This window comes from Methyloversatilis discipulorum, assembly GCF_000527135.1.
Lineage (GTDB): Bacteria > Pseudomonadota > Gammaproteobacteria > Burkholderiales > Rhodocyclaceae > Methyloversatilis > Methyloversatilis discipulorum.
The window spans coordinates 2,001,877-2,017,521 of the sequence record NZ_AZUP01000001.1; the positions used below are offsets into that span (position 1 = coordinate 2,001,877).

18 protein-coding genes are annotated in these 15,645 nt (G+C 68.7%); 4 read left to right on the forward strand and 14 right to left on the reverse strand.

Annotated features, from left to right (window positions below):
- Positions 1-65 precede the first annotated feature (65 nt).
- The 3 genes from trpE to rpe form a co-directional block, all read right to left on the reverse strand.
- Positions 66-1,538, reverse strand: a complete 1,473-nt coding sequence (gene trpE, locus METFAM1_RS0109200) for an anthranilate synthase component I (protein ID WP_019919317.1) — start codon at positions 1,536-1,538, stop codon at positions 66-68.
- A 153-nt stretch (positions 1,539-1,691) separates the two neighbouring features.
- Positions 1,692-2,372, reverse strand: coding sequence for a phosphoglycolate phosphatase (locus METFAM1_RS0109205; protein ID WP_019919318.1), 681 nt, complete (start codon positions 2,370-2,372; stop codon positions 1,692-1,694).
- Between the two features lie 2 nt (positions 2,373-2,374).
- Positions 2,375-3,082, reverse strand: coding sequence for a ribulose-phosphate 3-epimerase (rpe, locus tag METFAM1_RS0109210; RefSeq protein WP_024300601.1), 708 nt, complete (start codon positions 3,080-3,082; stop codon positions 2,375-2,377).
- Between the two features lie 122 nt (positions 3,083-3,204).
- On the opposite strand from rpe, the gene apaG reads away from it, so the two are divergent.
- Together apaG and METFAM1_RS0109220 are read left to right on the forward strand one after the other, a co-directional pair.
- Positions 3,205-3,588, forward strand: a complete 384-nt coding sequence (apaG, locus tag METFAM1_RS0109215; protein ID WP_019919320.1) for a Co2+/Mg2+ efflux facilitator ApaG/CorD — start codon at positions 3,205-3,207, stop codon at positions 3,586-3,588.
- Between the two features lie 11 nt (positions 3,589-3,599).
- Positions 3,600-4,190, forward strand: coding sequence for a class I SAM-dependent methyltransferase (locus METFAM1_RS0109220; RefSeq protein ID WP_019919321.1), 591 nt, complete (start codon positions 3,600-3,602; stop codon positions 4,188-4,190).
- A 6-nt stretch (positions 4,191-4,196) separates the two neighbouring features.
- Here METFAM1_RS0109220 and METFAM1_RS0109225 read toward each other — a convergent pair whose 3' ends face one another.
- The 5 genes from METFAM1_RS0109225 to METFAM1_RS0109245 all read right to left on the reverse strand — a co-directional run bounded on the left by METFAM1_RS0109225 (position 4,197) and on the right by METFAM1_RS0109245 (position 8,090).
- A complete protein-coding gene (locus METFAM1_RS0109225) occupies positions 4,197-4,775 on the reverse strand; it encodes an NAD(P)H-dependent oxidoreductase (protein ID WP_019919322.1) in 579 nt (192 codons plus the stop codon).
- 523 nt (positions 4,776-5,298) lie between these two features.
- Positions 5,299-5,931, reverse strand: a complete 633-nt coding sequence (locus METFAM1_RS0109230; RefSeq protein ID WP_019919323.1) for a DUF1294 domain-containing protein — start codon at positions 5,929-5,931, stop codon at positions 5,299-5,301.
- 34 nt (positions 5,932-5,965) lie between these two features.
- Positions 5,966-6,199 (reverse strand): DUF3565 domain-containing protein, encoded by a 234-nt coding sequence (locus METFAM1_RS0109235; protein WP_019919324.1) that lies wholly within the window; start codon positions 6,197-6,199, stop codon positions 5,966-5,968.
- The gene (locus METFAM1_RS0109240; protein WP_019919325.1) at positions 6,196-7,029 is read right to left on the reverse strand and encodes a DUF4824 family protein; all 834 of its coding nucleotides are present in this window, start codon (positions 7,027-7,029) and stop codon (positions 6,196-6,198) included. The genes METFAM1_RS0109235 and METFAM1_RS0109240 overlap by 4 nt, the downstream gene beginning before the upstream one ends.
- Positions 7,026-8,090, reverse strand: coding sequence for a DUF2157 domain-containing protein (locus METFAM1_RS0109245; protein WP_019919326.1), 1,065 nt, complete (start codon positions 8,088-8,090; stop codon positions 7,026-7,028). Before METFAM1_RS0109245 ends, METFAM1_RS0109240 begins: the two co-directional genes overlap by 4 nt.
- 73 nt (positions 8,091-8,163) lie before the next feature.
- Here METFAM1_RS0109245 and METFAM1_RS0109250 point away from each other — a divergent pair, with 73 nt between their 5' ends.
- Positions 8,164-8,370, forward strand: coding sequence for a DUF2970 domain-containing protein (locus METFAM1_RS0109250; protein WP_232419705.1), 207 nt, complete (start codon positions 8,164-8,166; stop codon positions 8,368-8,370).
- Positions 8,371-8,398: 28 nt separating this feature from the next.
- Here the strand turns inward: METFAM1_RS0109250 and METFAM1_RS0109255 are convergent, their stop codons facing one another.
- From METFAM1_RS0109255 to METFAM1_RS0109270, 4 genes are all read right to left on the reverse strand, one after another.
- Positions 8,399-8,686, reverse strand: a complete 288-nt coding sequence (locus METFAM1_RS0109255) for a DUF1330 domain-containing protein (RefSeq protein ID WP_019919328.1) — start codon at positions 8,684-8,686, stop codon at positions 8,399-8,401.
- Positions 8,683-9,819 carry a methyltransferase gene (locus METFAM1_RS0109260; protein ID WP_019919329.1) on the reverse strand — a complete coding sequence of 379 codons (1,137 nt, stop codon included), beginning with the start codon at positions 9,817-9,819 and terminating at the stop codon, positions 8,683-8,685. Before METFAM1_RS0109260 ends, METFAM1_RS0109255 begins: the two co-directional genes overlap by 4 nt.
- A gap of 84 nt (positions 9,820-9,903) precedes the next feature.
- Positions 9,904-10,473 carry a PEPxxWA-CTERM sorting domain-containing protein gene (locus METFAM1_RS0109265; RefSeq protein ID WP_019919330.1) on the reverse strand — a complete coding sequence of 190 codons (570 nt, stop codon included), beginning with the start codon at positions 10,471-10,473 and terminating at the stop codon, positions 9,904-9,906.
- Positions 10,474-10,735: 262 nt separating this feature from the next.
- On the reverse strand, positions 10,736-12,382 hold the full coding sequence (locus METFAM1_RS0109270; protein ID WP_019919331.1) for a PhoX family protein: 1,647 nt from the start codon (positions 12,380-12,382) through the stop codon (positions 10,736-10,738).
- Between the two features lie 194 nt (positions 12,383-12,576).
- On the opposite strand from METFAM1_RS0109270, the gene METFAM1_RS0109275 reads away from it, so the two are divergent.
- Positions 12,577-13,446: a hypothetical protein gene (locus METFAM1_RS0109275; protein WP_019919332.1), complete on the forward strand. Its 870-nt coding sequence runs from the start codon at positions 12,577-12,579 to the stop codon at positions 13,444-13,446.
- Positions 13,447-13,671: 225 nt separating this feature from the next.
- Here METFAM1_RS0109275 and METFAM1_RS0109280 read toward each other — a convergent pair whose 3' ends face one another.
- Entirely contained in the window at positions 13,672-14,391 is a 720-nt protein-coding gene (locus tag METFAM1_RS0109280; protein WP_019919333.1) for a UPF0149 family protein, read from the reverse strand.
- A 5-nt stretch (positions 14,392-14,396) separates the two neighbouring features.
- Positions 14,397-15,638, reverse strand: a complete 1,242-nt coding sequence (gene argJ / locus METFAM1_RS0109285) for a bifunctional glutamate N-acetyltransferase/amino-acid acetyltransferase ArgJ (protein ID WP_019919334.1) — start codon at positions 15,636-15,638, stop codon at positions 14,397-14,399.
- Between the last annotated feature and the right edge of the window lie 7 nt (positions 15,639-15,645).

A 15,645-nucleotide genomic window follows, 5' to 3' on the forward strand; every position in this document is an offset into this window, starting at 1 on the left:
CAGAAGACCCCTCCCACAAAAGCTCGGCGCCGGCTGCACACGACGCGTCCACTTTGGCGCTGGACTCAGCCCGGCGTCAGCCCCGCTTCGGCCAGTTCCGCGGCGCGCAGCACGGCGCGCGCCTTGTTCAGCGTTTCCTGCCATTCGCCTTCGGGCGTCGAATCCATCACCACGCCACCGCCGGCCTGGGCGTGCAGCACGCCGTCCTTGATCACCGCGGTGCGCAGCGCGATCGCGACGTCCATGCCGCCGTTGAAGCCGAGGTAGCCGACGGCGCCGGAATAGATGCCGCGCTTGACCGGCTCCAGCTCGTCGATGATTTCCATCGCCCTCACCTTGGGCGCGCCGCTGACGGTGCCGGCCGGGAAGGTGGCGCGCAGCACGTCCATCGCGGTCAGGCCCGGCTTCAGCACGCCTTCGACATTGCTGACGATGTGCATCACGTGCGAGTACTTCTCGACCACCATGCGGTCGGTCACTTCGACCGTGCCGGTGGCGGCGACGCGGCCGAGGTCGTTGCGGCCGAGGTCGACCAGCATGATGTGCTCGGCGCGTTCCTTCTCGTCCGACAGCAGATCCTCGGCCAGCGCGCGGTCCTCCTCGGCGTTGGCGCCACGCTTGCGGGTGCCGGCGATCGGCCGCACCGTCACCTTGTCGCCTTCGAGGCGGGCCAGGATTTCCGGGCTGGCGCCGACGATGTGGGTATCGCCCAGATTGAAGAAGTACATGTAGGGCGACGGATTCAGCGCACGCAGCGCGCGGTACACCGCCATCGGCGTGGTCGCCAGCGGCTTGCTCATGCGCTGCGACGGCACCACCTGCATGATGTCGCCGTCGAAGATATAGCGCTTCGCCTTCTCGACCGCCACGCAGTAGGCATCGTGGCCGAAGCCGGATTCGGCCGCCACCGATTCGCCGCGCGGGGTGTCCGGTTCGCGCAGCGGCGACTTCAGCCGCGCCGTCAGCGCGTCGAGCCGGACGTGCGCGGACAGCAAGGCGTCCGGCTGCGCCGGGTCGGCGTAGACGATGAAGGTAAGCCGGCCCGACAGGTTGTCGAACACCGCCAGTCCGTCCGACAGCAGCAGATGGATGTCCGGCACGCCCAGCGGGTCGGCCTTGTCCCAGCCGGCGGCCAGCCGGTGCTCGACGTAGCGCACCACGTCGTAGCCGAAATAGCCGACCAGGCCACCGTAGAAGCGCGGCAGGCCAGGCAGGTCGGGCACGCGGTAGCGACCGAGGAAGGCCTGCACGAAAGCGAGCGGATCGCCGCTTTCGGCGGTTTCGATCACCGCGTCATCGCGCAGCACCTCGATCTGGTCGCGGCGCACGACGATGCGCGTCTGCGCCGGCAGGCCGAGGATGGAGTAACGACCCCAGCGCTCGCCGCCCTGCACCGATTCGAGCAGGTAGGAGTAAGGCGCATCGGCCAGCTTCAGATAGGCGGACAGCGGCGTGTCGAGATCGGCCAGAGCCTGGCGCGAAACGGGGATGCGGTTGTAGCCGGCGCGGGCAAGCGCCTCGAATTGATCTTGATTCATGGACAGACCGGAGAGCGGGATTTGAACGGGCGCCGCGGCATCACTGCGCGCGCCTGACCGGGAGCGGACTCAGGCGGCTCGCCACAGGTACCCGTGCAGGGGCGCGGGCGCGCAGCTGCGGGCGGGTGTCTCCTTGGAATTCTGGCTGTCCATTCAGTGTTCGGTCGGAAGTGCGACCCGCGAGAGCAGGTCGGGAAGCGAAGATAGTAGCCCATCGCAATCTTTTGCGTCCAGCACGCGCCCCTCGCTGTAGCCCCAGGGCACGCCCAGCACCGCGATGCCGGCATTGCGTGCGCAATCGATGTCGTTGTACGAGTCGCCGACGTGCAGCGCGGCTGACGGCGTCACGCCCAGTTCGTGCACGGCGTGCAGGAGCGGCGCCGGATCCGGCTTCTTCTGCGGCAGGGTGTCGCCGCCGACCACGCTGCCGAAGAAATGGCGCATGTCCATCTGTTCAAGCAGCGGCAGCGTGAAGTCGACCGCCTTGTTGGTGACGCAGGCCAGCCTGAAACCGGCCGCCTGCAGCGCCGCCAGCGTGTCGTGCGCGCCGTCGTAGGGCACGGCGCGCTCGCCGTTGCGCACGCGGTAGCAGCGCTTGAACACATCGATCGCCTGCCGCAGGAAGGTCGCATCCTGCGCGCGCTCGCCGAGGCAGCGTTCGACCAGATTCGGGATGCCGCGCCCGACGAACACCCGCACCTCGTCCTCGCGGCGCGGCGGAACGCCCAGTTCGGCGGCCATGTCCTGCGCCGCGGCGGCGAGATCGGGCACGGTGTCGAGCAGCGTGCCGTCGAGGTCGAAGGTGATGGCGGCGACCGTGAAACGCTGCGTCATGCTCAGACCGCTTCCAGCTGCTTGCGCAGCGCGGCGATCACGCTGTCGTAGCGGTGCGGGTCGCTGTCCTTGCCGGCGCCGAACACGGCCGAGCCGGCGACGAAGGTGTCGGCACCGGCGCGCGCGATTTCGGCGATGTTGTCGATCTTGACGCCACCGTCGATCTCCAGCCGGATGTGGCGGCCGGTGCGCGACACGTATTCGTCGAGACGGGCACGCACCGCGCGCAGCTTGTCGAGCGAGGACGGAATGAAGCTCTGGCCGCCGAAGCCCGGGTTCACTGACATCAGCAGCACGACGTCGAGGCGGTCCATCACGTGGTCAAGGTAGTGCAGCGGCGTCGCCGGGTTGAACACCAGGCCGGCCTGGCAGCCGTGGTCGCGGATCAGCGACAGCGTGCGGTCGACGTGCTCGGACGCTTCCGGGTGGAAGGTGATCACATTGGCGCCGGCCTTGGCGAAATCGGGAATGATGCGGTCCACCGGCTTCACCATCAGGTGCACGTCGATCACCGCCTCGGTGTGCGGCCGCAGCGCCTGGCACACCAGCGGGCCGATGGTCAGGTTGGGCACGTAATGGTTGTCCATCACGTCGAAGTGGATCCAGTCGGCGCCCGAGGCGATGACGTTGCGCACTTCCTGGCCGAGGGCGGCGAAGTCGGCGGACAGGATGCTGGGGGCGATCAGGTAATCCAGATTGGTGGTACTCACGGTGCGGCTCCGAAGGTCGAAGCCGCGATTGTATCGGGTCGGAAGCGTCGCCCTGTCGCGTGTCGCCGATACGTGCGTGCGCACCGCTTGCCGCGTCATCGGAGTTCGGTTAAATAGAAGGCATGGCCGAATCGAAAAAATACGAAGTGACGGTGAGCGTGCAGGCGCGCTATGTCGAAGAGCAGTCCGACCCCGAGGACAGCCGCTTCGTGTTCGCCTACACGGTCAGCATCACCAACACGGGCACCGTGCCGGCGCAGCTGATCAGCCGGCACTGGATCATCCGCGACGCAAACAATGCCGAGCAGCAGGTGCGCGGGCTGGGTGTGATCGGCCAGCAGCCGCTGCTGAAAGCCGGCGAGAAGTTCGAATACACCAGCGGCTGCGCGCTGAACACGCCGGTCGGCACGATGCGCGGCAGCTACCAGATGGTGGCCGAGGACGGCACGCAGTTCGAAGCCGACATTCCCGAATTCACGCTGGCCATGCCGCGCGTGCTGCACTGAGCCACGAGGCGATGTCGCTCGCCTCGTCCTATACCCGCCTCGCCCCGCTCTACGACACGGTGGTCGCCGCCGCGTCGCTCGGCGCCCGTCGCGCCAGTCTGGCCCACCTGCCACGCACGCCGTCCGACGTGCTGCTGGTCGGCGTCGGCACCGGGCTCGATCTGCCCCACCTGCCCGCGGATCACCGCTACACAGCGATCGACTTCAACGCCGCCATGCTCGCACGCAGCCTGCCGCGCGCCTCCGGCCTGAACTACGCGGCGGTGCGCGGCGACGCAATGCGCCTGCCCTTCGCCGACGCGCAGTTCGACTGCGTCGTGCTGCATCTGATCGTCGCCGTGGTGCCGGATGGCGCCACCTGCCTGCGCGAAGCGGCGCGCGTGTTGCGCCCGGGCGGTGCGGCGCTGGTGCTGGACAAGTTCCTGCGCCGCGGCCGCCCTGCCCCGCTGCGCCGCCTGCTGTCGCCGCTGGCCGGCCGCATCGCCACCCGGCTCGACGTGGTGCTGGAAGACGCGCTCGACGGACTGCCCTTCGGCATCGTCAGCGACGAGCCGGCGGCTCTCGGCGGATGGTTCAGGCGGGTGCGGCTGCTGAGAACCTGAGCCGGCTCACGCGGCGTCGCGGCCAAGGCGACGCATCCGCGCATGCCAGCGCGCACGGCCCGCATCGTCCATCGCGTCGACGCTGCCGATCAGCGTGCTGCGCACCGGCTGGATGCCGACGAAGTGCAGGATGTTGCGCTTGAAGCTCATGACGCCGTGCGCCAGATAGAAGGTGCGGAACAGCCAGGCGGGCATGCCCATCGCGACGACCAGCCGCGCCGAGCGTCCGGTGAGCAGCCGGGTGAATGGATTCCGTCCGCGCCCTTCGCCGATGGCGAACCCCGGGCGGAACACCTGTTCGAAAAAGGCCTTGAGCACTGCAGGCAAGGTGCCCAGCCATATCGGGAAGAACACCACCAGATGTTCGGCATCGGCGATCAGCGCTTGCGCCTGCGCGATGTCGCCCTCCGCCGGTGCCGACCATTCGGCTTTCGAGCGCAGCACGGGAAAGGACAGCCGGCTCACGTCGATCACGCTGACCGCGTGCCCCGCTTCACGCGCCGCGGCGACATAACTGTCAGCCAGCGCGCGCAGCAGACCGGGGCGGGATTCCGGGTGACCCTGGATGACGACGATGCGGCTCATGGCGGGGCTCCTGCAATGCACAGGCCTTCATCATGACCAGCCGGGCGCGTTCGGCCCTTGAGCGGGATCAGGGTCGGGTTTCGAACGACAGGATTGCGTCGCTCGCGTGAAAAAAGCCGGCGGCACACCACGGCCCTGTCGGGGTCAGAAGACCCCTCCCACAGAGGTCGCGCCCAGACCCCCGGCCAGTGCCCGCACTGGGGTTCTGTGGGAGGGGCTTCTGACCCCGACAGCGGCAGTGGGCAGTGTGCGGCTTTTGGTTCAGGCCCCGTCGGCAGCAATGGCGGCCTCCCACACAGATCCCGCGCACAGTCCTGTGCCCAATACCCTGGGAGCGAGCTTGCTCGCGATAGCGGCATCGAACAAAGCCGGCGGCCAGCAACAGCTGCATCGCGAGCAAGCTCGCTCCCACCGGGAATGCGCCCGATCCAGGACCGGAGCCGGGGTCCTGTGGGAGGGGTCTTCTGACCCCGACAGCGGCGGTGGGCGGGCGCGGCGCCGGGTCGAGCTCTTCTGGAAGCTGTCAGCCGAGCAGCCGTGCCACCAGCGGGCGGCCGAACGGGCTGGTCAGCAGCAGGAAGAGTGCGACATTCCCGACCACGGTGATCCAGAAACCACGGCGGAACGAAGCCTTCACCGTTTTGTGACGCAGGAACTGCTGCGCCAGCAGCGCGCCGGGCCAGCCGCCGACCAGGGCCAGCAGGTGCAGGCGCGGTTCGGGCACGCGCATCGCGCCGATCGCCGCCTGCTGTTTGTCGATCGCGTACAGCGCGAAAGTCACCAGGCTGACCGTCAGATAGAGCAGGAACCAGCCGTGCGGCGCCTGCCACAGCACGCTGACCAGCACCATCAGCAACAGGAAGGCCGGGATCAGGAACAGCGTCGCGCCACCCCACTGCGCCGGCGAGGCCTCGTCGCGCACTTCGACCCGTCGCGTCTTCAGCGGCACGCCGGCCAGCGTCACCCGCTGCGCACAGCGCCGGCCCTTGCGGTCGCGGCCGAGATCGAAGGCCACGCGCTGGCCCTCGGTCGGGCGCTGCCCCTCGACGTCGAACGAACTGATGTGCACGAACACGTCCTCGCCACCGCCATCCGGCGTGATGAATCCGAAACCCTTGTCGTCCTTCCACGAACGGATGCGACCTTCGCTGCGCATGCTGCTTACCCTGAAAATGAGGCTGCGGACGATATCACCGCCGGTCGCGTCCTGCCTGTTCGACGATGTGGTCCGGCCACTCGAAGGCGTCGCAGCGCGGACAGTCGAGCAGCGCGCCGAGATGGGCCGCACGCCCCTCTTCGGTCGCCACCCAGGGGCGGTTGATGAAAGGCGGGTGGTGGCGCACGTGCTGGCGGTGCCCACAGGCGAGCCGGGCAACCCAGTCGCCCTCCTCGTCGATCAGGTAGCCGGTGATCGGCTGCTTCATTCGACCGTTGCTGCGCGCTGCGGCCGCACCGCGGTCACCCACGGTTCGAAGCGGCGGCCCCACGCGACGTCCATTTCGAAGGTGGCGCGCCCGCTGTCGAGCGCGCTGCGGTCTATGCCGTCCATCGCGCCGCGCAGCGCGTGCGGCACGCTGATGCGGGCGACCGCCAGTTCGCCGATGTGGCCGCTGAAGGTGGTTTTCTTGTCGATCACCATCACCGATGGCGTCACCGTCGCCACGACGATGAGGTGGCGGTGCGTGTCCGGATAGCGCTGGCGCAACGCAGCGGCGTCCAGCCCGGCGTCGACGGCGAACAGGCGCGACGCCTTCTGCTGCTCGTACTTCAGCGCCTCCTGTGCCGACTTCTGCGCGTCGACATCCTGCTTTTCGGCGTTACCGCGGGCGAGCGCCCTGTCGAGACGGCGCTGCGCCTGCGCCAGCGCCGCCTGCCAGTCGGCACCGGCCAGTTCGAGCACGACGTACACCTCGCGCTTCTGGCGGTAGGCGTCGCGCTCTTCCTTCAGGTCGAAGCCCAGCTCGCGCAGCTTGTCGGCGTCGAGCCAGTCGGGCCCACGGCCGTAGTGCATGTCATAGGCGGCATCCGCATTGTCGTCGCGCATCGGCGCGCGCCAGAGCAGTGCCACGTCGATGCCGCCGCGCTCGCCGTCGAGTCCGAAGGCATAGGGCAGACTGAGTTCGCGCTGCGTGAGGGTGAGCGCGCTGCCCGGCTCGCCCGAGCGGTTCCACGCCACGCCCGCCAGCACGAAGGCATTCACCGCGACGATGAGGGCCACACCGCCCACCAGCAGGATTTTCTGCGCGCGCTTCATCGCCCGCCCTCCACCGGCGTCACCGCCCGCAGCCGCTTCAGCACCAGGATGACCAGCAGCGCCACCAGGCCGAGCACGAGGAAGAACAGGAATTTCGGCATCACCGCCCACCACCAGTCGAACAGCTTGGTGTACAGAAAGATGACGAAGAACACGACCGCGGTATTCATCACCTCGGGCCAGCCGCGGCGCGCGCCGAGCCAGGTGAGCAGGCCGCCGGCAACGAAGCCGCCCAGCTGATAGAAGCCTTCGACCACATCCGCATCGAAGGGCAGATTGCTCGCGCGGCCCCAGTTCGACAGCACCAGCATGGGCAGGAAAAGCGCGAGCAGCGCGACCAGCCGCCAGGTCGCGTCGAAACCCGGATGACGCCGGTGATCGACGAAGAAAGGCACGCAGAACATGAGCAGCGCCGCCGGGAAGAAATGCTCCGGCCGCTCGCCGACGCTGAGCCAGTACATGCCGGTCCAGGTGCCGACGCGGGCGGCGATGAAGCCGGTGATGCAGACCAGCCCGGCCACCAGCAGCAGGCGCAGTTCGCAGGTGTAGGCGAGCAGCAGCGCGAAAGCCGCCCACGGCAGCAGTGCCTTGTCCGACGGCGTGATGTTGAAGCTGGAACCGAGCAGGCTCAGGTTCAGCACGAAGCAGGCGAAGGCGACCAGTGCGGCCAGCTTGGTGAAGTAGCCGGAGGCGTCGCGCCGGTGCAGCCAGGCGGTCAGCACCAGTGTGCCGAGCGAAGCGCCGGCCAGCACGATCACCTGTACCGCTTCCGGAAACAGCGGCCAGTACTGGCGAAACAGGAAGAACACGCTGGCCGCCAGCGCCAGCGCGCCAAGAAAGGAGGCGATGCGCAGGCCGAGCGTGAGCTGGCGCGCGCGCTGCGTGGTGTCGACATCGGGCCGTGCGGCGAAGCGGGCGAGCAGTGCGTCGTGATGCGCGCGGATCGCTGCCGCGTCGGCCGTCGCCATGCCGTCGGCCGCCAGCCGCGCCTGTTCGCGGCGGAAAGCGTGGATGTCATCGGCGCGCTGCTGCGCGTCGGTGCGTGACAGGTTGTCGTCCATCGGATCGCTTCCGGATGTCATCGCCGCATGATGCCACGAGCGCAGCGCGCTGCCGATCGGGCACAATCGCACGATGGATCACGCCCCCGTCCCGTTGCTGCGCGGCAGTCTTCGCGCGCTGAAGATCATCCTGCTCACCTTCACCGGCATCGGCCGCACGCGGATGATCAACCGCACCACCGAGGGGCTGGGCCCGCAGCACTTCCTGCTCGGCGGGCTGTTCGCCGCCATCGCGGTCAATGTCGTGCTGATCGGCCTCGTGTTGTGGGCCACCGGCTGAAGCGCCGGGCGTAAAAGGCTCCGGCGGGCTACTCGCCCTCGTAACCTACCAGCACCACCTCGGCCCCGGCCTCGCGCAGCGGCACCAGCGCCTGATAGGCCGGCGAGTCGTGCCAAGCGCGCGCGCTGGCCGCATCGGCGAAGCGCAGCACCACGGTATCGGTGCCCGGCCAGTCGCCGGCCAGCACCGCATCCACCCGGCCGCGCATCACCAGTTCGCCGCCGAAGGGTGCCAGCGTGGCGCCGACGCGGGCACGATAGTCCGCCCAGCGCGAGGCATCCAGCACCCGGATGTGGCCGATCACGTAGTAGCTCATGCGTCGGCCGCCACCAGCCGCCACAGCGTCGTCACTTCCTTTGCACGCGCTGCGTGCAGCGGATCGGTGGCGTCAGAAGCTTTCGGGTGACGCGGACGCGCGTCGAGCCGGCCCGCCACCTTCAACCCGGCCGCATCGATCAGGCCCGCCAGTTCGTCCGGCGCGCGCAGACCGAGGTGCTCGGCGAAATCGGACAGGATGAGCCAGCCCTCGCCGCCCGGCGCCAGATGCGCCGCCAGCCCGGCGAGGAAACCGCGCAACATGCGGCTGTCGGGGTCATAGACGGCGTATTCCAGCGGCGAACTGGGTCGCGCCGGCAGCCAGGGCGGATTGCACACCACCAAGGGGGCGCGGCCGGCCGGGAACAGATCGGCTTCGATCACCTCGACCTGTGCGCCGATGCCCAGCCGCGCGACATTTTCGCGCGCACAAGCCAGCGCGCGCGCGTCCTGATCGGTCGCCACCACGCGCGCGACGCAGCGCTTCGCCAGCACCGCCGACAGCACACCGGTACCGGTGCCGATGTCGAAAGCGGTCGAATCGCTCTTCAGCGCCGCCGGCAGCGGCGCCTTCGCCACCAGATCGACATACTCGCCGCGCACCGGCGAGAACACGCCGTAATGCGGGTGGATGTGCGCGCCCAGCGCCGGAATGTCGACGCCATTGCGCCGCCACTCGTAGGCGCTGATCACGCCCAGCAGCTCGCGCAGCGAACAGACATAGGGCTCTGTCGCCTCGCCGTGCGCCTGCGTGCAGGCCTCGACCACGTCCGGCGCGCGGCGCAGCGGAATGACGTGACCCGCATCGAAAGGAATCAGCAGCATGCCCAGCGTGCGCGCCCGCTGCGACTGCGCCAGCCGGTGCTGGTTGAACGCATCGCGCAGCGTGGCCGCCGGTTTGCGCGGCTTGCGATCGACCCGTCGCGCCATCGCCTGCAGCAACTGCCGCGCGTTCTGGAAGTCACCGCGCCACAGCAGCGCCGTGCCCTCGCTCGCCAGCCTGAAGGCCATGTCGGCCGTCAGCGTGTCGTCGGCAACGACCACCTTCTTCGGCGGGGCTACGCCCGCTTCGGATTGCCAGCGGGCACCGAGTTGAACATCGCCTTCATTCCATTGCAGAACTGCTTCGCTCACTGACCATTCCGTCCGCGCTGAAGCCGCTGTCGCGGCAAGAGCGCAGCACGCTACACCAATCCCGGGCGAGCAGCGAATGCAGTATCAGCGACGCCGACGCACCGCCGCGCCGAGCAAGCCCATGCCGGCCAGCATCATGGCCCAGCCTTCAGGCTCGGGCACCGCGGCAGCCAGCGTCAGGGTGACCGGGCCGGTGGCGTTGGCGATGTCGAGCACGAAGTCGGTCTGGCTGCCGTCGAGGAACCAGTCGCCGAGCGCGGCTTCGACGTATTCCGGGCCGCTGAAGGTGATGCGTGCGCTGTCGTGGCTGCCGGTGACGGTGGCGACCGAGCCGAAGGTGCCGCCGGCGCTGCCGAGGGTGTTGAACAGGCCGCCGGATATTGTCAGCGTCAGGCTTTCGAAGCCCAGACCGATGTAATTGCGGACGATGGCGTTGAACGGCAGCATCGGCAGGTCGCTGTCGTCGCGCGTCAGCGTGAACGTGACCGGCAGCGTATTGATCAGGCCGAAGTCGATGGACAGCATGTCCGGCGTGCTGAAGCTGGTGTCCACGATGTTGCCGTTGGCAGCGACGACGTCGAGCGTGTAAGCGTGGGCGGCCGGGGCGAGTGCGAAGGCGCACAGCGCGGCGGCGAGGGTGTGGCGGATATTCATGTGATGGCTCCGGAATCGTTGTTCAACCTGAAAACCTCAGTTGATCGGCGTCGTGGGTGCGGTTGGCGGGGTGTACGGCAAGGCGCGAGGACGCGGCAGGATGGCTCCCTGCAAGGACGAGCAACGCGGCCGGGCGCCCCGCCGGCCGTGCACGCGACGTCGAAGCGGTCTCACCCGGAGGGTGCGCAACGCAAACTGACAAATCTCCTTGATGGGCAGAGCTCTCGACTTCATGGCAAGCGGTCAACTGAGGTTTTCAGGTTCAGAGATTGCCCTTGGCCCACGGGCCGGTGATGGCCACGGTGATGCCCGGCGTCTGCATGTTCACGAACAGCACGCGGCCGGTCGGGTCGAAGCAGGCGCCGCAGAATTCGTAGTTGCGATAGTCGGCCGCGGCCACGGTCTTGCCGGCGGCGGCGATCTGGTCGGCGGCGAGGTTCACGTTGTTCTTGCAGAAGATGTAGGCCTCGCCGGCCGGGTTCAGGCCGAGCAGGCGGTTGCCGGTGCCGTAGGCGTCGGTGGTGCCACCGCCGTCTTCGCACAGCAGCACGCCGCCGCGCGGGCTGACGGTGACGTTGTCCGGGTTGTTGCCGGCGGTCTGGTTGCCGCTGACGAAGATGGCGCGCAGGCGCATGGTGGCCAGTGTCAGTTCCCACACCGCACCCTCGCCCTGGCCGACGCGCGCGCGGCTGTCGGTGCCAGCGGCGGTATCGACGATGAACATCCTGCCGGCGGAATACCAGATGCCTTCGCCGCGGCTCATGCGGGCGCCGCCCTGGCTGATGGCCTGATGGGTGGGGCCGGACATGAAGGCGAGGCTGACGCCGCCGGGCTGGCCGGCGACGACCACCGGGTCGGCGTCGGGGTTGGCGATGTCCACCCACTCCAGTTCGTATTCGTCGCCGATGTCGGGGTTCAGCAGGCCCTGGTCGTTGGCCTGGGCCAGCGTGGCGGGCGCAGCCTTGCGCACGATGGTCTTGATGCGCGCCGCCTGCAGCTTGCCGCCGTTGTGCAGGCTGCCCAGTTCGCCCGAGGTGTCGGCCGGCACGTAGCGGAAGAAGGCCGCTACGTTGCGGTTGTCTTCGGTTTCGTAGACGTAGCCGGTGGTCGGGTCGACCGCCACTGCCTCGTGCACGAAACGGCCCATGCCGATGATGGGGTCGGCGATCGAGTCACCGGCGTCGGCGTCGACTTCGAACACATAGCCGTGCTTCTTGCCGCCGATGCCGGAGAAATCGTAGATGGTTTCTTCGCAGGTGAGCCAGGTACCCCAGGGCGTCGGGCCGCCGGCGCAGTTGCCCAGCGTGCCGCCGATCGAACCGGTGGCGCCGGCCCAAGCGGCGTCGCGGAAAAGCAGGTTGGTGGTGCCGCCGGCCGGATAGCCGACGAAGGGCGCCGGTGCGGCGGCCGACGGGTCGGTCACGATGCCGCCGGCACCGATGCGGATGGGCAGGCTGCCGTAATACACGGTGATGATGCCGTTCACCGGCTGGGTGGCGTAGCTGCGCGGCGCCTGGATGGCTTCGGCCGGCGTGGCGACCAGACCGCGCTCGTGGTTGCGCACCAGCACCAGTTCGGTGCTGCGGCCGGCGCGGCGCGAGGTAACCACGGCCATGCCGTCGTGATTGCCGGGCGTCGGGTTGCCGTCGCTCATGCTGTCGCCGGTCCAGCCGAAGCTGCGGTAGCTGAAGCCCGGCGGCAGTTGCAGCAGCGGCAGGCCGGTGCTTGCGTCCTTGACCGGCGCCAGCGCGCCGTAGGGCGACAGGGCGGACACCGTCTGCTTGCCGGTGGCGGCCAGCGCGTTCTGCGCATACAGCGCGCCCATCAGGCCGGTGAAGCGGGTGGCGGCCAGCGCGCCGGAGCCCTGGAGCAGGCGGCGACGGCTGGGCGAGGTACAGGACGAGGACATTCGGGACTCCGGGCGCGGTAGCGAGATTCTCATCATCGATGCGGCGGGTGTCGACTGCATGACGGTGTCGGCGCCGCAACGTGGTCCGAACGGGCCATCGGTCGCGGCGGGCGGCGAAAGGTCGGGGCATCGACGATGCACTGCGCCGCGACGGCGCCAGAATGCGCACCGGACACCCCACGAAGACGACATTCATGAGCGCGAACCCCACCCCCGGCCCGTTCGGCAAATCCTTCACCGACATGCTCGCCAGCCCCGCCCTCACCGTGCTGCGCATGGCGGCCCTGGCGGCGAGCCAGGACGACGGGCTCGACGAAGACACGCTGGACCTGATGTACGAACAGGTGGCCGCCGGCGTGCTGGCCGATCTCGCGCCCGAGATCGCCTGGCGCGAACTGGCGCGCGGCCTGTCGGCGCAGGTGCCGTCGCGCATGCTGCGTGCGCTGCGCGAGTGCGATGCGCTGGCCGTGCTCTTGCCGGAGGTCGACGCGCTGTTCGGCGTACCGCAGATCGCCGACGACCCGGACCAGGTCGATATCGGCGAACACCTGCTGCGCACCATCGATGAAGCGGCGCGCCGCGATGCGTCGTTCGCGGTGCGTTACGCGGCGCTGGTATTAAACGTCGGCAAGTCGGATTCGCCGCGCGAGCACCTGCCGGTGCACTACCGGCACATCGAACGCGGGGTGCCGCGCATCGAGGCGATCAGCGCGCGCTTCGGCGTGCCGGACGACTGCGTCGATCTGGCCTTGCTGGCCAACTCCGAATGCGAGCGCGTGCACCGTGCGGCCGAAATGCGCGCCGGTTCAATCACGGCGATGCTGGAGCGGATGGATGCCTTCGGTCAGCCTGAACGCTTTGACCGCCTGATGACGCTGTGCACGTGCGACTTCCGTGCCTACCCGGGTCGCGCCTCTCGCCCTTACCCCAAGGCAGCGATGCTGCGCACCGCGCTGTCCGCCTGCCGCAATGTCGATCAAGCGGCGATTGCCGCCGACGCCCTGCTCGAAGCGCGCGCGCAGGCAGTGGCTGCGGCACTGCAATCACGGCGCTGGGAGGCGTAGGCAGAGGCCCTGCCTGCGCTGCAGCGCCGAATCGACGCCGCCATCGCGAGCAAGCTCGGTTACACAAAAGCGCGCCTGGCTTGACCAGCCCGTGCGTGTCTCGTGGGAGCGGCCTCTGGCCGCGATACGGCCTTGGCAAGCGACCGGCGTCAGTACCGGCCGCGATGGCGAGCAAGCTCGCTCCTGCAAGGTGTCGGGGCCGGGGGTGAGGCCCGGGGCGTTGAGTCAGGGCACCGACTGCTCTCCGCTGCCGCAGCACTTCTTGAATTTCTTCCCGCTGCCGCAGGGGCAAAGGTCGTTGCGCCCCACCTTCGGCTCGGCGCGAAAGCAGGATTCGACGGAGGCGCCGACGTACGCGGAATCGTCCTCACCCAACCCTTCCGGGGCAGCCGTCCTCAGGTCGAACCAGATTTCGTGGATCGCGACCAGCGCCGGCGGCAGGAGCTTGCCCCAGAGCATGACTTCGCCGTCGCGCAGCGTCGCGCGCCCCTCGTCTGTTCCAAGGCGCGTAAGAGGTGTGGCAAGGTCGGGGCACTCGTCCCACATTTCGGCCCACTTGTCGGGGCTCAAGCGGGTCCCCACCAGGAAGCCTTCGCACCATTCGATGACGGCCTGTTCGCCCCGCCGCGTGAATATGGGCTCGAAGGCATCGGCGCGCTTCAGGAAGATGTCTTCGATGCGGTCGAAGAGGCGCATCACCAGCGCGATGACGCGCTCGGCATGGTCTTCGTCGTCGAAGTCCGGCGCCACCCGCGCGTCGCGCCAGTCCCACACCCGGGCCAGCCACTCCTTCGGCATGACCTGGCGCGGGCCGACGACGACGGCGGTCAGAAAGCCCTCCAGCATCGGCACGCTCATCGCCGTGGCTTGAAGCTGTGGCGAAGCCAGAAACCGACCGAGTTCTTCGAGCTCGGTGGGCGACAGCCGCCTGTTCGGCGCGCTCATGGCTCTCAGCTGCGGTAGTCCGCGTTGATCTTCACGTAGTCGTAGCTGAAGTCGCAGGTCCAGCAGGTGGCGCGGGCGTCGCCGCGGCCGAGTGCCACGCGTATCGTGATCTCGGCCGGCGCCATCGCGGCCGCGCCCTGCTCTTCCTTGTAGTCCGGGTTGCGACCTCCGTCCTTCGACACCAGGAAGTCACCGATCCACAGGCTCACTTTCGAAGTATCGAGATCGGCCAGCGACGGGTGCGTCTGCGCGGCGTTGCCGACCGCAGCCAAGATGCGGCCGAGGTTGGGGTCGGAGGCGAAGAAGGCGGTCTTGACCAGCGGCGAATGGGCGATCGCGTAGCCGACCGCCTTGCACTCGGGCACGTCGCGGCCGCCTTCGATTTCGATGGTGATGAACTTGGTCGCACCCTCGCCGTCGCGCACGATGGCCTGCGCCAGCTCGGCCGCCAGCGAGGTGACCGCGTCGGCCAGCGCGCGGCCGTCGGCGCTGTCGAGCGAAGTGATTTCGGCATTGCCGGCGGTGCCGGAGGCGATGAGCATGAAGGAGTCGTTGGTCGAGGTGTCGCCATCCACCGTGACGCAGTTGAACGAGCGGTCGGCGGCGTGTTTCACCATGTCTTCCAGTGCGGCCTGCGACACCGCCGCGTCGGTGGCGATGAAGCCGAGCATGGTGGCCATGTTCGGCTTGATCATGCCCGCGCCCTTGCTGATGCCGGTAATGGTGATCCGGCGGCCGTCGATCGTGAGCGTGCGCGAGCCGGCCTTGGCGATGGTGTCGGTGGTCATGATGGCGTGCGCCGCCTCGTACCAGTTAGCCTCGTCGAGATCGTCCATGCTGGCCGGGATGCCGCGCTCGATGCGGTCCACCGGCAGCGGCTCCATGATTACGCCGGTCGAGAAGGGCAGCACTTGTTCCGGCGCCAGTTCGAGCGCGCGGGCCACCGCCACGCAGGTGGCGTGCGCGGCGACCAGACCCGGTTCGCCGGTGCCGGCATTGGCGATGCCGGTGTTGATGACCAGCGCGCGGATGTCGCTGCGCGACAGATGGTCGCGGCACACCTGCACCGGTGCGGCACAGAAGCGGTTCACCGTGAACACGCCGGCCACGCGCGCGCCGGGCAGCAGCGAAATCAGGCACAGGTCGCGGCGGTTGGCCTTGCGGATGCCGGCCTGGGCGATGCCCAGACGGACGCCGGCGACCGGCAGGATGGTTTCGGCGGGGGGCGTCTGGTAGTTCACGGGCATGGCAGGC